We start from the raw sequence: 16,662 nt of genomic DNA, 5'->3' as shown, positions 1-16,662 counted from the left end.
ACATGCTATGCCGACATGCGGCGCGCGCGGCCGGAGGATGGGAGAATGGGAGGGATATGACTGTTGCTTCTGCTCCCGCGCGCGCGCTGCGCATCGGCCCGATCTCCCTCGACGTGCCCGTGGTCCTGGCCCCCATGGCAGGAATCACGAACACGGCCTTCCGGCGTCTGTGCCGTGAGTACGGTGCGGGCCTGTACGTCAGCGAGATGATCACCTCGCGCGCGCTCGTCGAGCGCAACGAGACGACCATGCGCCTGATCCAGCATCATGAGAGCGAGACGCCCCGGTCGATCCAGCTGTACGGCGTCGACCCGAAGACCATCGCGGATGCTGTGAAGGTCATCGTCGATGAGGATCACGCCGACCACATCGACCTGAACTTCGGATGTCCCGTGCCCAAGGTCACCCGCAAGGGCGGGGGAGCGGCACTGCCGTGGAAGACGAAGCTGTTCGCCGACATCGTCGACCGCGCGGTGAAGGCTGCGGGAGACATCCCGCTGACGGTGAAGATGCGCAAGGGCATCGACCCGGATCACCTGACCTTCCTCGATGCGGGTCGCGCCGCGGAGGATGCGGGGGCCGCGGCCGTGGCACTGCATGCGCGAACGGCCAATGAGTTCTACTCGGGCCACGCCGATTGGAATGCGATCGGCGAGCTCAAGCAGGCGGTGACGAGCATCCCGGTGCTCGGGAACGGCGACATCTGGTCGGGCGAGGACGCGGTGCGGATGATGGCCGAGACCGACTGCGACGGCGTCGTCGTGGGGCGCGGATGCCTCGGCCGCCCGTGGCTGTTCGGCGAGCTGGCGAACGCGTTCGGCGGTCAGGGGCGGGAAGTCGATGCGAAGCTCGGCTTCGTCGCCGATGCCTTCCGCCGTCACGCGGAGCTGCTCGTGGAGTTCTTCGACAGCGAGGACCACGGCTGTCGCGACATCCGCAAGCACGTCGCCTGGTACTTCAAGGGCTACCCGGTCGGCAGTGATGTGCGCACGGGACTCGCGACGGCGCAGAGCCTCGCCCACATCGATGATCTTCTCGGCCAGCTCGATCACGACGCACCCTATCCGGGCGCGGATGCCGAGGGACAGCGCGGTCGCGCGGGCCGGCCGAAGCGGCCGCACCTTCCCGAGGGCTGGTTGGATTCCCAGGAACTCGCGGCGGGAGCCGGTGAGATGATGCGTGGAGCGGAGATCGAGAACAGTGGCGGCTGAGAATTCGACCGGTGCCGAGAACGTGCTGGCCGGTTATGAAGCGCGCGACACGGAACGCTTCTTCAGCGAGAAGCACCGGTCCGAGCGCGATGGCTTCGCACGGGATCGGGCTCGGGTGTTGCATTCCGCAGCGCTGCGGCGCCTGGCGGCGAAGACGCAGGTGCTGAGCCCGGCGAGCACGGCCGACTTCGCTCGCAACCGCCTGACGCATTCACTCGAGGTGGCGCAGGTCGGCCGAGAGCTCGGCGTCGCGCTGGGCGTCTCCGCGGATGTCGTCGACACGGCCTGTCTCAGCCACGATCTCGGACACCCGCCGTTCGGTCACAACGGCGAGCGAGCGCTCAACGACTGGGCCGAGGACATCGGCGGCTTCGAAGGAAACGCGCAGTCGCTGCGCATCCTGACACGGCTCGAGGCCAAGGTGCTCGATGATGAGCAGCACTCCGTCGGGCTCAATCTCACGCGCGCGACGTTGGATGCGACGTGCAAGTACCCGTGGACGGTGGACAGCCCGATGCCCGACCCGGGCGGACGCCTCAAATTCGGCGTCTACCCCGAGGACGAAGAGGTGTTCCGTTGGATGCGCGAGGGTGCTCCTGGGCGCCTGCGGTGCATCGAAGCGGAGATCATGGACCTCTCGGACGACATCGGCTACTCGGTGCACGACTTCGAGGACGCGATCGTCAACGGCTATCTCGATGTCGCGGAACTCTCTGACCCCGCCGAGCACCATGCGCTCGTGGGCCGCATCCAGCAGTGGGTGGGCTACGACTTCACGCGGGAAGAGCTCGCGGATGCGCTGTACCGGCTCACGCGTCAGCCGATGTGGCTGAAGTCCTTCGACCGCTCCCGTCAGGACCTCGCACGCTTGAAGAACCTCACCAGCGACCTGATCGGCCGTTTCGCGCGGGCCGCGGTGACCGCCACCCGCGAGGCCTACAGCGGTCCGTCGCTGGCCCGGTACAACGCCCATGTCATCGTGCCCCGGGTCGTCGAGACCGAGATCGCCGTGCTCAAGGGGATCATGGGACAGGCCATCGTCACGATCGATGCGCGCAAGGGCGTCTACCGGGAGCAGCGCCGCGTTCTCACACGACTGGCCGACGCGCTCTGGTCGACGGACACGCTTTGGACTGCTGGTGCTGATGTGCTCGAACCGGCGTTCGCGGCCGACTTCCTGGCATCCGAGTCCGACGCTCAGCGCGCGCGCGTCGTCGTCGACCAGATCGCCAGCCTCACCGATCAGACGGCGCTCGACTGGCACAGCCGGCTCGTCGGCGACATCGACCCGGCTGAGGTCGGCATCTGGACCCCGCGCACCGCATCCGCGCGCCCGCACGCTCCGGCGCGCGCCCCGGAACCGGTGCGCTGATGCCCCTGATTCGGCAGGCGGATGTCGACGAGGTCAAATCCCGCACCAATATCGCCGATATCGTGGGCGAGCGCGTAGCCCTGAAATCCGCCGGTGTCGGATCGCTCAAGGGCCTCTGCCCGTTCCATGACGAGAAGAGCCCGAGCTTCCACGTGCGCCCCCAGGTGGGGTACTACCACTGCTTCGGCTGCGGAGAGTCCGGCGACGTCTATTCGTTCCTGCGCGAGATGGACCACGTCAGCTTCACGGAGGCGGTCGAGCGTCTTGCCGGCCGCATCGGCTACACACTGCACTACGAAGACGGCGGAGCCGCGCCGGAGACGAGCGGGCGGACACGTCTGTTCGCTGCGAACTCGGCGGCGTCGGAGTACTTCCGCGGGCAGCTGCTCACGGCCGACGCGGAGACCGGACGCCGCTTCCTCGGCGAACGGGGCTTCGACGCCGGCGCCGCCGCGCACTTCGGCGTGGGCTTCGCGCCGCGCGGCTGGGACGGCATGCTCAAGGCCCTCACGGCGCAGGGCTTCACCCGCGACGAGCTTCTCGCCGCGGGACTGGTCTCGCAGGGGCAGCGGGGCGTCTACGATCGCTTCCGCGGCCGCCTGGTGTGGCCGATCCGAGATGTCACGGGCCAGACGATCGGCTTCGGCGCGCGCAAGCTGTTCGACGACGACAAGGGGCCGAAGTACCTGAACACCCCCGAAACGCCGATCTACAAGAAGGCACAGGTTCTCTACGGGCTCGATCTCGCCAAGCGCGACATCTCGCGCGGGGACCCGCGTCGGGTGGTCGTCGTCGAGGGATACACCGATGTGATGGCCTGCCACCTCGCGGGACTCACGACCGCTGTGGCGACCTGCGGCACCGCGTTCGGGGCCGATCACATCAAGGTGCTGCGCCGCGTCATGGGCGATGATTCGGCCTCCGGTGAGGTCGTGTTCACCTTCGACGGAGACGAGGCCGGGCAGAAGGCGGCCCTGCGCGCCTTCACGGAGGACGACCGCTTCAACGCCCAGACGTTCGTCGCTGTGGCGCCCAACGGCCTCGATCCCTGTGATCTGCGCCTGCAGCGCGGCGATGCGGCGGTGCGCAGCCTCATGGACGCCAAGGTTCCCATGTTCGAGTTCGCCATCGATCGAAAGCTCGCGGGGTTCGACCTGGCGACGGTCGAGGGGCAGGTCGGTGCGCTGCGGGCTGCCGCGCCCATCGTCGCGGAGATCCGTGACCGTCTGCTGCGACCGGGATACGAAAGGGTGCTGGCACGACGGCTGGGAATGGATCCCACGGACGTGCGCCGCGAGGTCGAGCGCGCGGCACGCGGGGGCGCGAGCGCCTCGCGCCGCGAAGCGGAACAGCGCCCGGCGGACGATCCCGTCGGGGCGCCGGCGGCCGTCGCCGTCACGATGGCGAGCCTGCCGCGCACCGCGGATGTCGCGATGGAGCGGGGAGCGCTCATGGGCGCGCTACAGTACGGGCATCAGATCGATCAGGCCACGCTCTCGCGGGCTCTTGCGGAGCCTTTCCGGCATCCGGCACTCGAAGCCGTGCGCGAGGTGATCGTGGCGGTTCCGGATCGAACGCGTGTCGGGTGGGCGATGGATGCTGTGAACGCGGTGCGCGAGCCGTACCGCTCGCTCGCCGGTGAACTGCTGATGAGCCCGTTCCCGGCCAAGGACGAAGCCGGAGCCGTGGCATCCACCGCCGATCTCGCCCGCCGGATGATCCTGCGCACGCTCGATCGGGAGAAGAACGAGCTTCTGGCCGCCGTGCAGCGTGTGCCCGCCGATTCCGACGGCGGACGCGCACTGCGCGTGCGTCTGCGCGATCTCGATATCGAGCGTCAGCGGTTCACCGAGTCGTAACCGGTCGGTATACCGCCTTCGGGGGAGGATGGAGGACATGTCTCGCCGCTCTTCCTCCTCCTTCGCCATCGATTGCTCTGATCTGGTGGTGGATCGCATCGGGCATGGACTGCCGACCCGCGCTGTCGATGGCGTCTCGTTCCAGCTGCCTCCGGGGGAGCTCATCTGCGTCGCCGGCCCCACGGGATCCGGAAAGTCCACGCTCGTCGCGGCCCTCGCCGGCTCGACCGATCCGTCGGTGAAGATCGTCGGCGGACGGGCAGAGGTCTGTGGCGTCAACGTGCGCAAGCCGGGTCGCCGGCACCGTGAGCTCACCTATCAGACCGGATTCATCCCGCAGGGGGCCGGGGCGGGTCTTCCGCCGACGCTGACGGTCGGCGAGGTCATCGCCGAGCCCATTCTCATCCGTGAGAAGCGCGTGAACACCAAGGCCCTGTCGATCCGGGTGGCGACGCTGCTCGATGAGATGCATTTGCCGCTGGGCACCGCCGATAGGTTCCCGTACGAGCTCAGCGCGGGTATGCGCCAGCGCGTCGGCATCGCTCGGGCGTTCGTGCTCGAACCGTCGGTGCTGATCGCGGATGAGCCGCTCGCGAACCTCGACCTCGAGGTGCGCCCGGTCGTCTTCGACGCGATTACCCGGCGCCGCAAGGAGCAGGGGATGGGGGCCCTCCTCGTCACGAATGACGCGGCGTTCATCCGCGAGCTCAATGCCGAGACGCTCATGCTGCGCGGTGGCCACGTCGTCGCGCGGGGCGTTGGAAAAGACCTTCTCTGGGTGCCGAACGCCGAGGCTGATTCGCGCAGCCGCTGACCGCCAGCGGCGACACGCCCGAGGAGGCCCCTCGATGTGACGAGGAGGCCTGGAGGTTTGCTAAGCTAGAGGAGTTGCCTCTACTGCGAGGAAATAATCCCCGATAGCTCAATTGGCAGAGCAGCCGGCTGTTAACCGGCAGGTTGTTGGTTCGAGTCCAACTCGGGGAGCAACACACTAGAAACCCCGCCCCCTGTGGGCGGGGTTTCGCCGTTAAGGATCCAGGTGTACGGCACGCCCGTCGCGAGTGCCCACAGCTTTAGGTTCGCCTTCGACGGCACGCGGTGGCCGTTCTCGGCCGCGGAGATCGTCGCGCGCGACATAGACGTACGCGCGGCGAAGTCCCGCTGTTCGAACCCGGCGCTCTCGCGCGCTTTGCGCAGGCGGTCAGCGATCGTCCACTGGGGGACTTCACCAATCTCGACATTCATGCTCATGTGTCTAACCTTAGCAACCTGACTCACTCGAGCACCTGTGTAGATGCTGGACATAGGTCTAACTTATGACTTAGGTTAGACCTATGTCCAACGTTAGATTCATGACGACGCGCGAAGTCGCGGACGCTCTGCAGACCACGACGCGCGAAGTCGCCCGCCGTGTCGAGCGCGGCGACCTCGTGCCCGTGACGAAGCTGCCGGGCCTGCGCGGAGCGTTCCTGTTCGATCCCAAGGTGGTCGAGGAGCAGTCGGCGTGAGCATCGAGTCAATGGCGATCGCCCTGCACCACTCTCGCGCCACCGGCGCGACGAAGCTCGTGCTGATCGGGATCGCCAACCACGACGGCGACGGGGGAGCATGGCCGTCCGTCGAGAAGCTCGCGAAGTACGCCGGCGTCGACCCGCGCTCGGTGCAGCGCTCGGTTCGCAAGCTCGAGGAGCTGCACGAGGTGCGTCGATTCGTGCAGGCCGGCGGCGATCACCGCGTGGCAGAGCATCAGCGCCCGAACCGCTACCAGTTCCTGCTCACGTGCCCGCCCGATTGCGACCGCACGAGCCAGCATCGCACGCGCACTCAGAGCGTCGTCGAGCTGCCCATAGATGAGTTATCCACAGGGGTGACACCCACGTCACCCGGTGACACCCACGTCACCCCGGGGGTGACGCCCACGTCACCCAAACCACCCTCTAACCAAACAACTAGGGACAAAGAGGTTTCTTACGTTCCTGAACGCGCGAGCGCGTGCGGACACGCGCTCATCGATGACCGTCACTGCGAACGCGGATGCCGCGTCGCCCTCGTCACAGGAGAGACAGCATGACACGCAACCGCACCAAGCCCGACCCGATCCTCGACGTCGACCGCATCGCGCTCAGCAACGAGCTCTACGAGCTCTCCGAGCGATTCGCTATGGAAGCCGTGCTCTGGACACCACAGGCCGCACATGACGAGTGCGTACGCGTCGCACGCACCCTCGCACAGATCGCACGTGGAGTGATCTCAGGAGCGGCCGACTTCCGCAAGGCGGAAGCGTTCAGGGATGCAGCGAGGATGCTCAGTGAGTACGTCGTCGGAGCACGTCGCCTGTTCGACGGACTCTCGCACTTGCCCAACGTCGAGCGGAAGGACGACCAGTGATCGACTACATCGACCCCATCGTCGGCATCCCGCTCACGATCATTCTCTGGCTGCTCGTGCTCATCGTCGAGTACCGCGCAGCACACAAGCCCGGAACGGGAGCGGCTGGGGCCGCCGTGGGGAGCGTGCACGCTCCCGTTCCGACCCCCGAGAACAGCGAGGCCACGCGATGACCTGGGACGCCATGATCCGCGACGAGGAGTTGCACCGCCGGCGCGCGCTCGCCCGCTTCACGAAGGTGCAGCTCATCGACCTCATCGTCGAGGCCGAGCGCCACGAGGTGGAGTCCTACCGCGTGCATAATCACGGACCCGACGCGGGTCGCGGGCTCGACTGCCGTGAGGCATGGGACTCCGAGGGCAAGCTTCGCGGCGCGTGCATGACTGGCATCCACGAGATTCGGAGACAGGACTGATGTACCCCATCACGAGCTACAAGGTGACCCCGAACGTGTTCGGCGTGACGCGGTGGATGGCCGAGATCGACGGGCAGCACAGTCGCTTCGCTCGGCGCAGCTACTCCCGCGACCGCGCCGAGCGGAAGATCGCGCGCGACGAGAACCACCTCTGGGAGACGGGCCGAGAGACGGTCATGCAGGGCGTCGTCCTGCCGCTGATGATGCCGACCCGCCGAGCACACGACCGGCTGTGCCGCGCGGTCGATCAGCGCCGCCGCATGCGCCGCGCGCGGGCCAATGTCGAGGTTGGTGGTCACGGTGAATGACGAGATGGTCACGATCCTGCAGCCGGTCTGCCCGGATTGCGGCGAGGACGTGTCGTCGTTCGTGCGTGACTTCTACCTCGACTGGCGCGACGACCGCGAGCGGACGCTAGGCCAGAACGCGGACGCCGTGCAGCAGCACCGTGCCGCCGCGCACGAGGTCGTCCCGAAGCTCGGAGACCTCGTGGTCTACTCGGCCGCATGGCGTGGCCTCATCATCGGTAACGGGCCGCTTCGCGTCGAGAACATCTGGCACGACGACGAGCGAGGCTGGACCCATTACAGGCTCGTGAACCCATCGCGCCCGAGCGACTACTACCTGCCGTTCACGGGTGACGAGGACCGGCCGATCACGTTCGCGCTCGTCGATGAGTACGTCGTGCCCGCGGTCGAGGTCGACCTGTTCGCTCTGCTCGGCGCGGAGTGGATGGAGACCACGGCATGAGCAAGCACCACCGCGCGACCAAGCACACGAGCGCGACCTATCACCTGCGCCCCGAACTCGAGGCCCGCCTACCGCTGCCATGCGTCGAGTGCGGACGCCCCGTCGAGAAGGGCCAGCGCTGGCACGTCGCCCACCTCACGCCCGCATCGAAGGGCGGACGAACCACACGCCAGAACACCGGCGCCGCACACGCGATGTGCAACCTCAAGGCCGGCGGCAAGCTCGCCGCCCAGCAGACCAACAGTCGTCGCCGAGCATCCGGCAACGCACGCGAAGGGATCAGAACATGGTGAACGGCACGCCGCTCGCGCTGTCCGACTCGTCTTTTGAGTCGGCGGCTGTACCTCCGCTAGCGGGCAGCACAAGTTTTTCTCCCCAAGTGTGGGAGAAGGTGCGAGCGCGCGCGCTCGAGCCGACGTGGTGCGGACGACTCAACGACAGCGACGAACTCCGCGCCGAGTTCCTCGCCGGCGCAGCGATGATGGGCTACGTCCTCGTCGATCTCGACGACGCCGAGGCCGTCGCCGCCGTCCGTTCGCAAGACCCCGCGCTCGAGCCGCTGCAGCCGCATCAGCTGCTCATCGCCGACGTGCTCAACGGCCCGGACCCGCGCGCTGTCGTCGAGGTTCCGCGCCGCGGCACCAAGACGACCACGATCCTCAGCTGGTGCCTCGGCCGCTGCACGTCCCGCCCGCGCTACAAGGTGACGTTCTCCGCGCAAACCGGCATGGCCGGTGTCTCCGCGCTCGACGAGTGGGCACGCGACGGACTCGACCGGATCGCGCCGCCCGATGACGAGGGCATCCCGCCGTGGCTCCGCGGCGTGAAGCGCAAGCCCGCAGCACAGACACGCGCCGAAGCGCTGTTCGGTCTCGACGCCGTGCCGTTCGACGAGCCGACCACGTACGGCCGCGGCTTCCGCGTGCTCCGCGGCAACACGAAGGCCGGCGTCTACTTCGACAACGGCTCGAGCTTCCAAGTCGTGCGGCCCGAGGCGAAGGCGTACCGAGGCAAGGCCGCGGACGTGTCGTGGATCGACGAGGCGCAGGAGATCGACCCCGAGGACGGAGCCGCGCTGCTCGCCGGTATCCTCCCGCTGCAGGACACCCGCCCGGACTCCAAGATCATCGTCTCCGGCACCGCAGGCGAGCAGCGCGCCGGCGTGCTGTGGACGTTCCTCGAGCAGCTCCGCGCCGGTAAACCCGGCATGGGCGGCATCGACTACGCCGCCGCCGAGGACACCCCGTGGAGCATCGTCGAGAACGTCGACGCCGCGATGGAGCTGCTCGCGACCGTGCACCCCGGTGTGGGCACGCTCACCACGATCGAGCGCATGCGGGAGCGCTGGCACGGCATCCCGCGCCCCGAGTGGGCACGCGAGTATCTCTCGCTCTGGCCTGAGACCTACGGCGAACGCGCCGTGCCCGGTGAATGGTGGGCCGCGACCGAGCGTGGCAAGCGCCCGCCGCTCCCGCGCCGCGTCGCGTTCGGCGTCGCGATCAAGCCCGGTGGAGGCGTCGCAGCGATCGTCGCCGCGTACCGCGACCAGAAGAAGCGTGCCGTCCTCGAGGTCGTCGAGCACCGCACCGGCACACTCTGGCTCCCGAAGCGCCTGCAGGAGCTCTCCCGCAGCTACCCCGGCTCCACGATCGCGTTCGACGACATCGCCGAGGGCAAGGCCACCGCGACCGAGGCCGCACGCCTGCGCCCGAAGCCACGCCTACGGATGCAGACGTACCGTGAGACCGCCGCCGGCTGCATCCAGTTCCTGCGCGACCTCGAGCGCGGCACGCTCATCCACTTCACCGGGCAGACCGGCCTCGACGTCGCCGTCGAGCGCGCAGCGAAACGAGAGACACGCAACGATCAGGGCGTGTGGCTGTTCACGCCGATGGAGCGCGGCGACGACATCACGTGTCTCGACGCCGCCGTACGTGCTCTCCGCAACTGGGATCAGCACTACGACGTGAAGAGCCGCAGTGACGAGACCGGGATCGTGGCAGCATGAGCGCCACCATCAAGCGGGAAGTCACCCGCGAGGCCGGCGAAGTCCGGTACGTGCACTCGGTCTGCTCCGAGTGCGGGTACTGGTACGCGTTCACGTGGACGGTCGAGAATGCGTACACCGCCGGCGAGCGTCACCTGATCAACGTGCACGGCTTCGACGCCCGCTCCGCGAGCGTCGCACGCCGCAAGGCCGAATCTCGACACGCCGAACCCGCCGGATAAGTCACACCCTCTGTGGATCGTAGGAGACGTGAAACTCTCCCGGACTCTCGCACTGATCGACCGCTTCGACCGCGGCCGGCTCAGCCCGATCAAAGGCGGGGCCAGCACGACCGGGATCGCGTCGCCGTGGTCTGACGGGCAGCTCGAGCAGTTCGTGTGGTCCGACATCCTCGGAGTCGAGAACGCACCCGTCACACGCAAGGAAGCGATGAGCGTGCCGGCCGTGGCATCCGGCCGGCACCGCATCGTCGCGGTAGCAGACCGTCCGCTTCGCGCGCTCGACAACGCCGAGGACATCACGACCGAGCACCCGTGGCTGTACCGCACCGACGTCGACGAGACCGCCTGGCAGCGCATGGCACACACGCTCGACGACCAGATTTTCTACGGCGTCGCGCTCTGGCTCGTCGCCCGCGAAGCGCCGGCCGAGGGTCAGGCGCACGGCATCATCACCGATGCCCGCCGCGTGCCCTTCCACCGGTGGCAGCAGGACGAGGACGGAACGGTATTCATCGACGGCACCCCGGTCGCCGCTGAAAGCTGCCTCGTCCTCGAAGGCCCGTTCGATGGTCTGCTGAACATCGCCGCCGACACGATCCGCGGCGCGAAGGCGATCGAGCGGGCGTGGGCCGCGCGAGTCCGTAACCCCTCACCAACGATCATCGCCGAGGAGAAGGAAGAGGGCGGCTTCACGAAGAAGGAAGCGCAGAAGTACGTCGAGCAGATCGCCGCCGCGACCCGCACCCCGGACGGCACGGTCATATTCGCCCCGTACAAGGTGAACCTGCGCCTCGAGGAGAACAGCGGCGTGGACGTGCTCACCGAGGCCCGCAACTCGGTGCGCATCGACATCGCGAACTTCCTCAACCTCAACGCGTCGGCACTCGACGGCTCCAAGCCGCAGTCGTCGCTCACCTACGAGACGCAGGAGACCGAACGTCAGGAGCTCGCCGACCGCATGTCGTTCTGGACGGCACCGCTCGAGCACCGGCTGTCTCAGGACGACGTTGTGCCCGCCGGTGTCCGCGTCCGATTCGACTTCGCAAGCAGCACCCCGGCTCAGACCGGGACACCGATGGAGGACTGACACCATGCGAGACATCCAGATTCAGGGCGGCGAGATTCTCGCCGACCTCGACGAACGCAGCATGACCGGCCTGCTGCTGCCGTACGGCGAGGAAGGCCGCACGAACGCCGGCCGATTCAAGGTCATGGCCGGTGACATCGCGATCCCCGCTGATCCGTCCGTGGTCTCGCTCAACGTCGATCACGACCGCTTCCAGCCGATCGGCCGCGCGACCCGAATCTGGGAGCAACGCGAGGGCATCATGGCGACGTTCAGCATCGGCCGCACTCCCGAAGGTGACCGAGCCCTCGAGGAGATCGCCGCCGGCACCCGCCGGTGCCTGTCCGCCGAGTTCAAGACCGGCATCAAGGACGGCCGCTCCACCGGTGGCGTGCTCGCCGCCGCAGCGCAGGTCGTCCGCGGCGCGTTCCCGTCCGCCGAGGTTCTCGCCGAGGACACCCCCGAGGACGAGGACGGCGACACCATCGCCGAGGAACACACCGAGACCGTCTACACCAACGAGTACGGCAAGACCTACCGGCGCGCCTACGACTCCGAGACGACGGAGAAGCAGACCGAAGCCGGCACCGAGACCACCACCGTTACCACCATCACCGAGGAAGAGACCGACGCAGACGCCGAGGTCGAGACCGAACAGGAGACCGAAGTGTCCGCAACCGTGCAGCTGCCCAAGACCCCCGGCAAGACCGCCCCGCGCGGCCCGTCCGGCCAGGAGATTCTCGCGTCCATCGCGACGCTTCGCCGCAACCCCCTCGACGCCGGCGCGAGCGAAGTGCTCGCCGCGCTGTCTGACATCAAGCTCACCGGCACCGGTGCTCTGCCCGCCGCCGGCGTCCTGCAGCCCAACTGGCTCGGCCAGCTCGAGCTCGGCACCCCGTTCGTGCGTGAGGTCGTCCCGCTGCTCAAGACCGGCACCGACATCCACGCCGGCGGCAAGAAGGCCTTCAAGTTCAACCGCGGCACCTCCGGCAACCCCACCTGGGGCGACGGCACGTGGGCCGGCAACAAGACCGAGATCAACTCCGGTGTCGGCTTCACGACCACCGTCGAGTCCGCGCTGCTCCGCTACGCCCGCGGCGCTGACATCGGCCGCGAGTTCTTCGACCTCCCCGGCGGTCAGGAAGTCATCGAGGCGTACCTGCGCGAACTCGTGATCGACCACGCGCAGTGGTCCGACGCGAAGGCGCTCGCGCTCATCGTGCAGCACGCCGGCACCCCGGTCGCTCCCACCGTGTACCCCGGCGTCGACGGCCACGACTACGCCGGCGCGATGGGCCAGCTGATCCAGGGCATCCTCGCTGTCAAGCGCCGCAAGGCTGACGGACGCAAGGACACGCCGACGTTCGCGATCGCGAACGACGCCGCGTACGAGGAGCTGATCTACACGCCGAAGGACCTTATCCCCGAGTTCGTGTCGTTCGACGTGAACACCGACGGCACCGCGACCGCGGACGGCAAGGTCCACGTCATCAACGCCGACACCGGCATCAAGGACACCGCCTCGGTGATCGTCGGCGCTGACTACGCGATCGAGCTCGACGAGCTCGCCGGCGGGCCGCTGCACGTCGACGCGCTCGAGCTGGCGAAGGGCGGCATCGACAAGGCCGTTCACGGCTACCTGCAGACGTTCGTTGCTCGTCCCGAGGCGATCGTCCACATCGGCACCGCCGACACCGAGGGCTAACCGACCGGTGCGGCCCGCGCTCCCACACCCCCTGCGCGGGTCGCACCCCATCACCTGAGAGGACAAGCCGTGGCTGTCGAATGGATCACACCCGAGGAACTCCCCGCGATGTGGGAGACCGCCGAGGGCATCGACGAGGACGTGCTCGAGGGGATGCTCGAAGCGGCGAGGGACGCATGCGAGGCATGGGCACCCGCCGAGGACGACCCCGAGCGGCCCGGTGACCGGACGATCCGCCTCGCGCAGCTCACGCTCATCCGTGGCCTGTGGAACGACGCGATAGCGGGGGAGGACGGCGGCATGGATGTCGCCGGCTTCGACTTCAACCCGCCGTGGCTCGCCCGTGAAGCACGACGCATGATGCGCCCGCCCCGCGGCGGCGTCCCCGCGACCGGCCACAACGCACCCGACGAGGCCGCGTAATGGCCGGGTACGCGGAGCTTCGCGCCCGCCTCGAGAACGACCTGCTCGAGCAGATCGAGCCTGGCCGGTTCCGTTGGGTGCCCGTTCAGACGAAGATCGACCGACCCTCGAAGCCGACCCTGATTCTCAAGCTCGCATCGGTCATCCGGCACCCCGGCGCGCAGGGCGTGCTCATGGCAACGTTCGTCCTCACGCTCGTCTGTGAGAACCAAGACCCCGGGCAGGCTGACGAGGCGCTCGACGCCCTGCTCGACGAGCTGCTCGAGCCGCTGCAGAAAGTCCCGTGGGTCGCGTTCCGCGGAGCGGAGAAGGTCGCATTCCAGACCAGGTACACCGCCTATGACATCCAGCTCGAGGCGCTCACAGCAATCAAGAAGAAGGAGAACTGATCATGCCGTTCAACCCGCTCTACATGACCGAATCGAAGCTGACTCTCGGCGACGGGGCGAACGACTTCGCCGCGGAGATTTCCGGCGCGACGCTCGTCCCCTCGTCCTCGAGCGCGACGTGGAAGGGACTCAAGCCGGGATCGGTGTTCACCGGCGGAGGCCTCGCGACGTGGGTGCTCACGGTGAACGTCGGCCAGGACCACGAGCTCTCCACGAGCCTGTCGAACTACCTCTACGACAACGAGGGCGAGACCGTGCCGTTCAGCCTCGAGCCGATCGCCGGCGGCACCGGTTTCAGCGGATCGCTCGTCGTGCAGGCCGCGACGATCGGAGCGGAGGTCGACTCGTTCGGCACCGCATCCGTCACCATGCCCGTGCAGGGCAAGCCGACGCGCACGCTCGCCGGCGCTTGAGCATCGAGCTGCCGGATGCTCCGCGTTAGTGCCTACAGCAGCAGGGAACTGCTGACGGTGCTCCGCGGGCTCCGGCAGCTCGACCGCGAGACGAAGAAGCACCTGCGCCAAGGCCTCAAGGGGATGGTTCAGCAGGCATGGCAGCAGACTCTCGCGCAGCACGCGAACACCGCCCTCGAGACGCGCATGCTCGTCAGCACGGCCCGCGTCGCGATCTCGGACCAGAACGTTCGGCTCAAGTCGGCGTCGCTGTCCCGCAAGCTCTCCGGCGGGCTCAGCCCATCAGCGCACTACGGCCCGGTCGAGTTCGGCGCGAACCCGTTGCCGAACGCGACCGAGCAGGTGCGATCCCGCAAGGGCGGCACGTTCACCCGCCGGCGCGACCCCCACCGGCCGTTCAAGCGCCCGAACCGTCAAGGGTATGTCGTCTATCCGTCCATCGCATCCGTAGTGCCCCGCGTGCTCGCCATGTACACGCAGACGTTCCTACGCGCGATCCACGAAGCACTCGAAGGAAAGAGCAATGGCTAAGGGCATTGATATCGCGATCGCCGCGGACACCCGCTCGGCGATGTCCGCGATCAGTCGTGGCCTGATAGACCCGCTCGAGGACGTCTCCGAGATTCTCGAGGACGTCGGGCGTGACAGCGACAAGGCAACGGACAAGCTCGAGGACGGCATGCGCGATGCGCAACGCCGCACCGACGACGCCGGCGACGAGATTCGCAAGATTCGCGACGAGCTAAACAAAGCCGGCCGCGCGGGCAAGAAGTCCGGTGACGACATCGGCAAGGGCATGCGGGACAGCTCCGACGACATGCGCCGGTTCGGTGACGCGACCGGCGAAGTCAGCGACGAGCTGAGCCAGAACCTCGGCGAGACGTTCTCGTCTTTCCGCGGCGACCTCGAGGACCTCCCACAGATCGCACAGGACGTGTTCGGCGGGCTCGCCGGTTCGGCCGGTTCGCTCACCGCGTCCCTCGGGCTCGCAGGCGTCGCCGGCGCAATCGGCCTCGCCGTCGCCGGATTCGAGGAGATGAAGAAGCAGGAAGAGGAACGCAAGGAACGTGTCTCCGAATGGGCCGCAACCTATATCGGCAGCCTCGGCAAGATGACCGAAGCAGTCGCCGACTTCGCCGCGGTCGAAGCGATCTACACCGACTCCGAGAAGTACGCCCAAGCCGAAGAGAACGCGAAGAATTGGGGAGTGAGCGTCAGCGACGCAGCTAACGCTATGGCCGGCGACCTCACCGCGATCGAGGTCGCACAGCAGAACGTCGCGGACAAGTCGGCCGCGGTCTCCGAGAAGATCGAGGCAGTCGGCGGCAACATCCGCGGACTGAACCACGAATACCGCACGATGCGGGAGGAAGCATCGACCGGGCAGAAGGCGCTCGACGACCTCACCGGCGAGATGTCCGAAGGCCAGGCGATCGCCGGGCAGTACTCCGACAGTCTCAAGAAGATCGTTTCGTCTGCATCGGAAGCGACGAAGGAAGTCGACGAGCTCGGGAACGTCGTCTATACGCTCCCGGACGGGCGTCAGGTCATGATCAGCGCCGAGACCGGGCAGGCGACGACAGACCTCGATGCCTTCCAGGACGACGCTGACGGCGTGATTGATCACGTGAACGGGCGCCAGATGAAGCTCGACATCACCACCCGGGACGCGATCAGCGCAGCACAGAACGCCGTGAATCAGATCAACGGTATGTCCGCGACGATCGACATCAGCGCAGCCACGGGCCAGGCGATCGCCGCCGCGAACAATGCGATCCAGCAGATTCGAAACCTGAAGTGGGATTGACATGACCACCATCACGCATGACGCCGGCGTCATCACGCCGCAGCTCGTCGACGGCTACCAGGCGTCCTCGGAAGCACGAACCATCGTGCACCCGATCCTGAACCGGTCGAACCCGGACATCACGTTCCGCGCGCCAGGTCTCCGCACCGGCTCGTTTCGCTGCCTGTTCCCGGTCGAAGCGGATGCCGTCGCAGCGTTCGCCGTGTTCCGCACCCCGCAGGTGCTCACCATCGCCGACGACGACCGCCCAGGCATCGTCATGTCCTTCGTGGTCGCGGATGGAGACATCAGCGTCGAGCTCGACGACGAGACGCGCGACGTGTGGTGGGTTGAGATTCCCTTCCAAGAGGTGATCCAGTGACCGTCACTGCGCCCACCTACGCCGCCCGCATCGTCGACGCACCGGGCGTCCCCATCGCGCTCGTCGAGGACTCCGGCCGCATCACGCTCGACAGCTCCCGCGCACCGCACATCGAAGCGACCGTAGACCTGTCGATCACAGAAGCATCCGTGCTCGACGACCTCGACCCGCGCGACTCCCGCCGCATCGTCATCGACGCCGGCGGACGATCCTTCGACCTCGGCATCCGCGAAGTCACCCCGAACCGGGAGGACGCCCGCGTAACCGTCCGTCT

Annotated in this window: 24 protein-coding genes and 1 tRNA gene; 24 read left to right on the top strand and 1 reads right to left on the bottom strand. The window is 67.5% G+C overall.

Going from position 1 to position 16,662, the window contains the following annotated elements:
• Positions 1 to 56 precede the first annotated feature (56 nt).
• The 5 genes from dusB to Q0Z66_RS04680 all read left to right on the top strand — a co-directional run bounded on the left by dusB (position 57) and on the right by Q0Z66_RS04680 (position 5,426).
• Positions 57 to 1,211: a tRNA dihydrouridine synthase DusB gene (gene dusB / locus Q0Z66_RS04700; RefSeq protein ID WP_298038361.1), complete on the top strand. Its 1,155-nt coding sequence runs from the start codon at positions 57 to 59 to the stop codon at positions 1,209 to 1,211.
• Complete coding sequence (locus tag Q0Z66_RS04695; RefSeq protein WP_298038359.1) at positions 1,201 to 2,583, top strand: deoxyguanosinetriphosphate triphosphohydrolase; 1,383 nt, start codon at positions 1,201 to 1,203, stop codon at positions 2,581 to 2,583. Before dusB ends, Q0Z66_RS04695 begins: the two co-directional genes overlap by 11 nt.
• A complete protein-coding gene (dnaG, locus tag Q0Z66_RS04690) occupies positions 2,583 to 4,442 on the top strand; it encodes a DNA primase (protein ID WP_298038358.1) in 1,860 nt (619 codons plus the stop codon). The genes Q0Z66_RS04695 and dnaG overlap by 1 nt, the downstream gene beginning before the upstream one ends.
• A gap of 37 nt (positions 4,443 to 4,479) precedes the next feature.
• Entirely contained in the window at positions 4,480 to 5,256 is a 777-nt protein-coding gene (locus Q0Z66_RS04685) for an ATP-binding cassette domain-containing protein (RefSeq protein WP_298038356.1), read from the top strand.
• A 97-nt stretch (positions 5,257 to 5,353) separates the two neighbouring features.
• Positions 5,354 to 5,426 (top strand) — tRNA-Asn (locus Q0Z66_RS04680).
• Here Q0Z66_RS04680 and Q0Z66_RS12495 read toward each other — a convergent pair.
• Positions 5,388 to 5,687, bottom strand: coding sequence for a helix-turn-helix transcriptional regulator (locus tag Q0Z66_RS12495; RefSeq protein WP_366938970.1), 300 nt, complete (start codon positions 5,685 to 5,687; stop codon positions 5,388 to 5,390). The two genes, Q0Z66_RS04680 and Q0Z66_RS12495, sit on opposite strands and share 39 nt — an antisense overlap.
• Before the next feature lie 107 nt (positions 5,688 to 5,794).
• Here Q0Z66_RS12495 and Q0Z66_RS04675 point away from each other — a divergent pair, with 107 nt between their 5' ends.
• The 19 genes from Q0Z66_RS04675 to Q0Z66_RS04585 all read left to right on the top strand — a co-directional run.
• Entirely contained in the window at positions 5,795 to 5,950 is a 156-nt protein-coding gene (locus tag Q0Z66_RS04675) for a hypothetical protein (protein ID WP_298038354.1), read from the top strand.
• Complete coding sequence (locus Q0Z66_RS04670; RefSeq protein WP_298038353.1) at positions 5,947 to 6,513, top strand: helix-turn-helix domain-containing protein; 567 nt, start codon at positions 5,947 to 5,949, stop codon at positions 6,511 to 6,513. The genes Q0Z66_RS04675 and Q0Z66_RS04670 overlap by 4 nt, the downstream gene beginning before the upstream one ends.
• The gene (locus Q0Z66_RS04665) at positions 6,510 to 6,830 is read left to right on the top strand and encodes a hypothetical protein (protein ID WP_298038350.1); all 321 of its coding nucleotides are present in this window, start codon (positions 6,510 to 6,512) and stop codon (positions 6,828 to 6,830) included. The genes Q0Z66_RS04670 and Q0Z66_RS04665 overlap by 4 nt, the downstream gene beginning before the upstream one ends.
• Positions 6,827 to 7,003 carry a hypothetical protein gene (locus tag Q0Z66_RS04660; protein ID WP_298038348.1) on the top strand — a complete coding sequence of 59 codons (177 nt, stop codon included), beginning with the start codon at positions 6,827 to 6,829 and terminating at the stop codon, positions 7,001 to 7,003. Before Q0Z66_RS04665 ends, Q0Z66_RS04660 begins: the two co-directional genes overlap by 4 nt.
• Positions 7,000 to 7,245 carry a hypothetical protein gene (locus Q0Z66_RS04655; protein ID WP_298038346.1) on the top strand — a complete coding sequence of 82 codons (246 nt, stop codon included), beginning with the start codon at positions 7,000 to 7,002 and terminating at the stop codon, positions 7,243 to 7,245. Before Q0Z66_RS04660 ends, Q0Z66_RS04655 begins: the two co-directional genes overlap by 4 nt.
• A complete protein-coding gene (locus tag Q0Z66_RS04650) occupies positions 7,245 to 7,553 on the top strand; it encodes a hypothetical protein (protein WP_298038343.1) in 309 nt (102 codons plus the stop codon). The genes Q0Z66_RS04655 and Q0Z66_RS04650 overlap by 1 nt, the downstream gene beginning before the upstream one ends.
• A 4-nt stretch (positions 7,554 to 7,557) precedes the next feature.
• Complete coding sequence (locus Q0Z66_RS04645; protein ID WP_298038341.1) at positions 7,558 to 7,995, top strand: hypothetical protein; 438 nt, start codon at positions 7,558 to 7,560, stop codon at positions 7,993 to 7,995.
• Positions 7,992 to 8,288 (top strand): HNH endonuclease, encoded by a 297-nt coding sequence (locus Q0Z66_RS04640; RefSeq protein ID WP_298038340.1) that lies wholly within the window; start codon positions 7,992 to 7,994, stop codon positions 8,286 to 8,288. The genes Q0Z66_RS04645 and Q0Z66_RS04640 overlap by 4 nt, the downstream gene beginning before the upstream one ends.
• Before the next feature lie 86 nt (positions 8,289 to 8,374).
• On the top strand, positions 8,375 to 10,003 hold the full coding sequence (locus Q0Z66_RS04635; protein WP_298038339.1) for a hypothetical protein: 1,629 nt from the start codon (positions 8,375 to 8,377) through the stop codon (positions 10,001 to 10,003).
• The gene (locus Q0Z66_RS04630) at positions 10,000 to 10,224 is read left to right on the top strand and encodes a hypothetical protein (RefSeq protein ID WP_298038337.1); all 225 of its coding nucleotides are present in this window, start codon (positions 10,000 to 10,002) and stop codon (positions 10,222 to 10,224) included. Before Q0Z66_RS04635 ends, Q0Z66_RS04630 begins: the two co-directional genes overlap by 4 nt.
• Before the next feature lie 28 nt (positions 10,225 to 10,252).
• Positions 10,253 to 11,311, top strand: a complete 1,059-nt coding sequence (locus Q0Z66_RS04625; protein WP_298038336.1) for a hypothetical protein — start codon at positions 10,253 to 10,255, stop codon at positions 11,309 to 11,311.
• 4 nt (positions 11,312 to 11,315) lie between these two features.
• Entirely contained in the window at positions 11,316 to 12,995 is a 1,680-nt protein-coding gene (locus Q0Z66_RS04620; RefSeq protein ID WP_298038333.1) for a hypothetical protein, read from the top strand.
• 69 nt (positions 12,996 to 13,064) lie between these two features.
• Complete coding sequence (locus tag Q0Z66_RS04615; protein WP_298038330.1) at positions 13,065 to 13,418, top strand: hypothetical protein; 354 nt, start codon at positions 13,065 to 13,067, stop codon at positions 13,416 to 13,418.
• A complete protein-coding gene (locus tag Q0Z66_RS04610) occupies positions 13,418 to 13,807 on the top strand; it encodes a hypothetical protein (protein WP_298038329.1) in 390 nt (129 codons plus the stop codon). The genes Q0Z66_RS04615 and Q0Z66_RS04610 overlap by 1 nt, the downstream gene beginning before the upstream one ends.
• Before the next feature lie 2 nt (positions 13,808 to 13,809).
• Positions 13,810 to 14,220, top strand: coding sequence for a hypothetical protein (locus tag Q0Z66_RS04605; protein ID WP_298038326.1), 411 nt, complete (start codon positions 13,810 to 13,812; stop codon positions 14,218 to 14,220).
• Positions 14,221 to 14,235: 15 nt separating this feature from the next.
• Positions 14,236 to 14,751, top strand: coding sequence for a hypothetical protein (locus Q0Z66_RS04600; protein WP_298038323.1), 516 nt, complete (start codon positions 14,236 to 14,238; stop codon positions 14,749 to 14,751).
• Complete coding sequence (locus tag Q0Z66_RS04595) at positions 14,744 to 16,027, top strand: hypothetical protein (protein WP_298038321.1); 1,284 nt, start codon at positions 14,744 to 14,746, stop codon at positions 16,025 to 16,027. Before Q0Z66_RS04600 ends, Q0Z66_RS04595 begins: the two co-directional genes overlap by 8 nt.
• A gap of 1 nt (position 16,028) precedes the next feature.
• Positions 16,029 to 16,388 carry a hypothetical protein gene (locus Q0Z66_RS04590; protein WP_298038318.1) on the top strand — a complete coding sequence of 120 codons (360 nt, stop codon included), beginning with the start codon at positions 16,029 to 16,031 and terminating at the stop codon, positions 16,386 to 16,388.
• Positions 16,385 to 16,662 (top strand): hypothetical protein (locus Q0Z66_RS04585; protein WP_298038315.1); only part of this gene is annotated, 278 nt, incomplete at its 3' end. The genes Q0Z66_RS04590 and Q0Z66_RS04585, both read left to right, overlap by 4 nt.

The organism is uncultured Microbacterium sp. (genome assembly GCF_947632095.1).
Lineage (GTDB): Bacteria > Actinomycetota > Actinomycetes > Actinomycetales > Microbacteriaceae > Microbacterium.
Note: the sequence above shows the minus strand (reverse complement) of the source record. Positions and strands in the feature narration are given on the sequence as shown.

Bases quoted from the DNA above. Each gene is read 5' to 3' on its own strand.
- dusB (WP_298038361.1), top strand. From the start codon at position 57: ATGACTGTTGCTTCTGCTCCCGCGCGCGCGCTGCGCATCGGCCCGATC.
- dnaG (WP_298038358.1), top strand. From the start codon at position 2,583: ATGCCCCTGATTCGGCAGGCGGATGTCGACGAGGTCAAATCCCGCACC.
- Q0Z66_RS04685 (WP_298038356.1), top strand. From the start codon at position 4,480: ATGTCTCGCCGCTCTTCCTCCTCCTTCGCCATCGATTGCTCTGATCTG.
- Q0Z66_RS12495 (WP_366938970.1), bottom strand. From the start codon at position 5,687: ATGAATGTCGAGATTGGTGAAGTCCCCCAGTGGACGATCGCTGACCGC.
- Q0Z66_RS04675 (WP_298038354.1), top strand. From the start codon at position 5,795: ATGACGACGCGCGAAGTCGCGGACGCTCTGCAGACCACGACGCGCGAA.
- Q0Z66_RS04665 (WP_298038350.1), top strand. From the start codon at position 6,510: ATGACACGCAACCGCACCAAGCCCGACCCGATCCTCGACGTCGACCGC.
- Q0Z66_RS04655 (WP_298038346.1), top strand. From the start codon at position 7,000: ATGACCTGGGACGCCATGATCCGCGACGAGGAGTTGCACCGCCGGCGC.
- Q0Z66_RS04650 (WP_298038343.1), top strand. From the start codon at position 7,245: ATGTACCCCATCACGAGCTACAAGGTGACCCCGAACGTGTTCGGCGTG.
- Q0Z66_RS04645 (WP_298038341.1), top strand. From the start codon at position 7,558: ATGGTCACGATCCTGCAGCCGGTCTGCCCGGATTGCGGCGAGGACGTG.
- Q0Z66_RS04640 (WP_298038340.1), top strand. From the start codon at position 7,992: ATGAGCAAGCACCACCGCGCGACCAAGCACACGAGCGCGACCTATCAC.
- Q0Z66_RS04630 (WP_298038337.1), top strand. From the start codon at position 10,000: ATGAGCGCCACCATCAAGCGGGAAGTCACCCGCGAGGCCGGCGAAGTC.
- Q0Z66_RS04620 (WP_298038333.1), top strand. From the start codon at position 11,316: ATGCGAGACATCCAGATTCAGGGCGGCGAGATTCTCGCCGACCTCGAC.
- Q0Z66_RS04610 (WP_298038329.1), top strand. From the start codon at position 13,418: ATGGCCGGGTACGCGGAGCTTCGCGCCCGCCTCGAGAACGACCTGCTC.
- Q0Z66_RS04605 (WP_298038326.1), top strand. From the start codon at position 13,810: ATGCCGTTCAACCCGCTCTACATGACCGAATCGAAGCTGACTCTCGGC.
- Q0Z66_RS04600 (WP_298038323.1), top strand. From the start codon at position 14,236: ATGCTCCGCGTTAGTGCCTACAGCAGCAGGGAACTGCTGACGGTGCTC.
- Q0Z66_RS04595 (WP_298038321.1), top strand. From the start codon at position 14,744: ATGGCTAAGGGCATTGATATCGCGATCGCCGCGGACACCCGCTCGGCG.
- Q0Z66_RS04590 (WP_298038318.1), top strand. From the start codon at position 16,029: ATGACCACCATCACGCATGACGCCGGCGTCATCACGCCGCAGCTCGTC.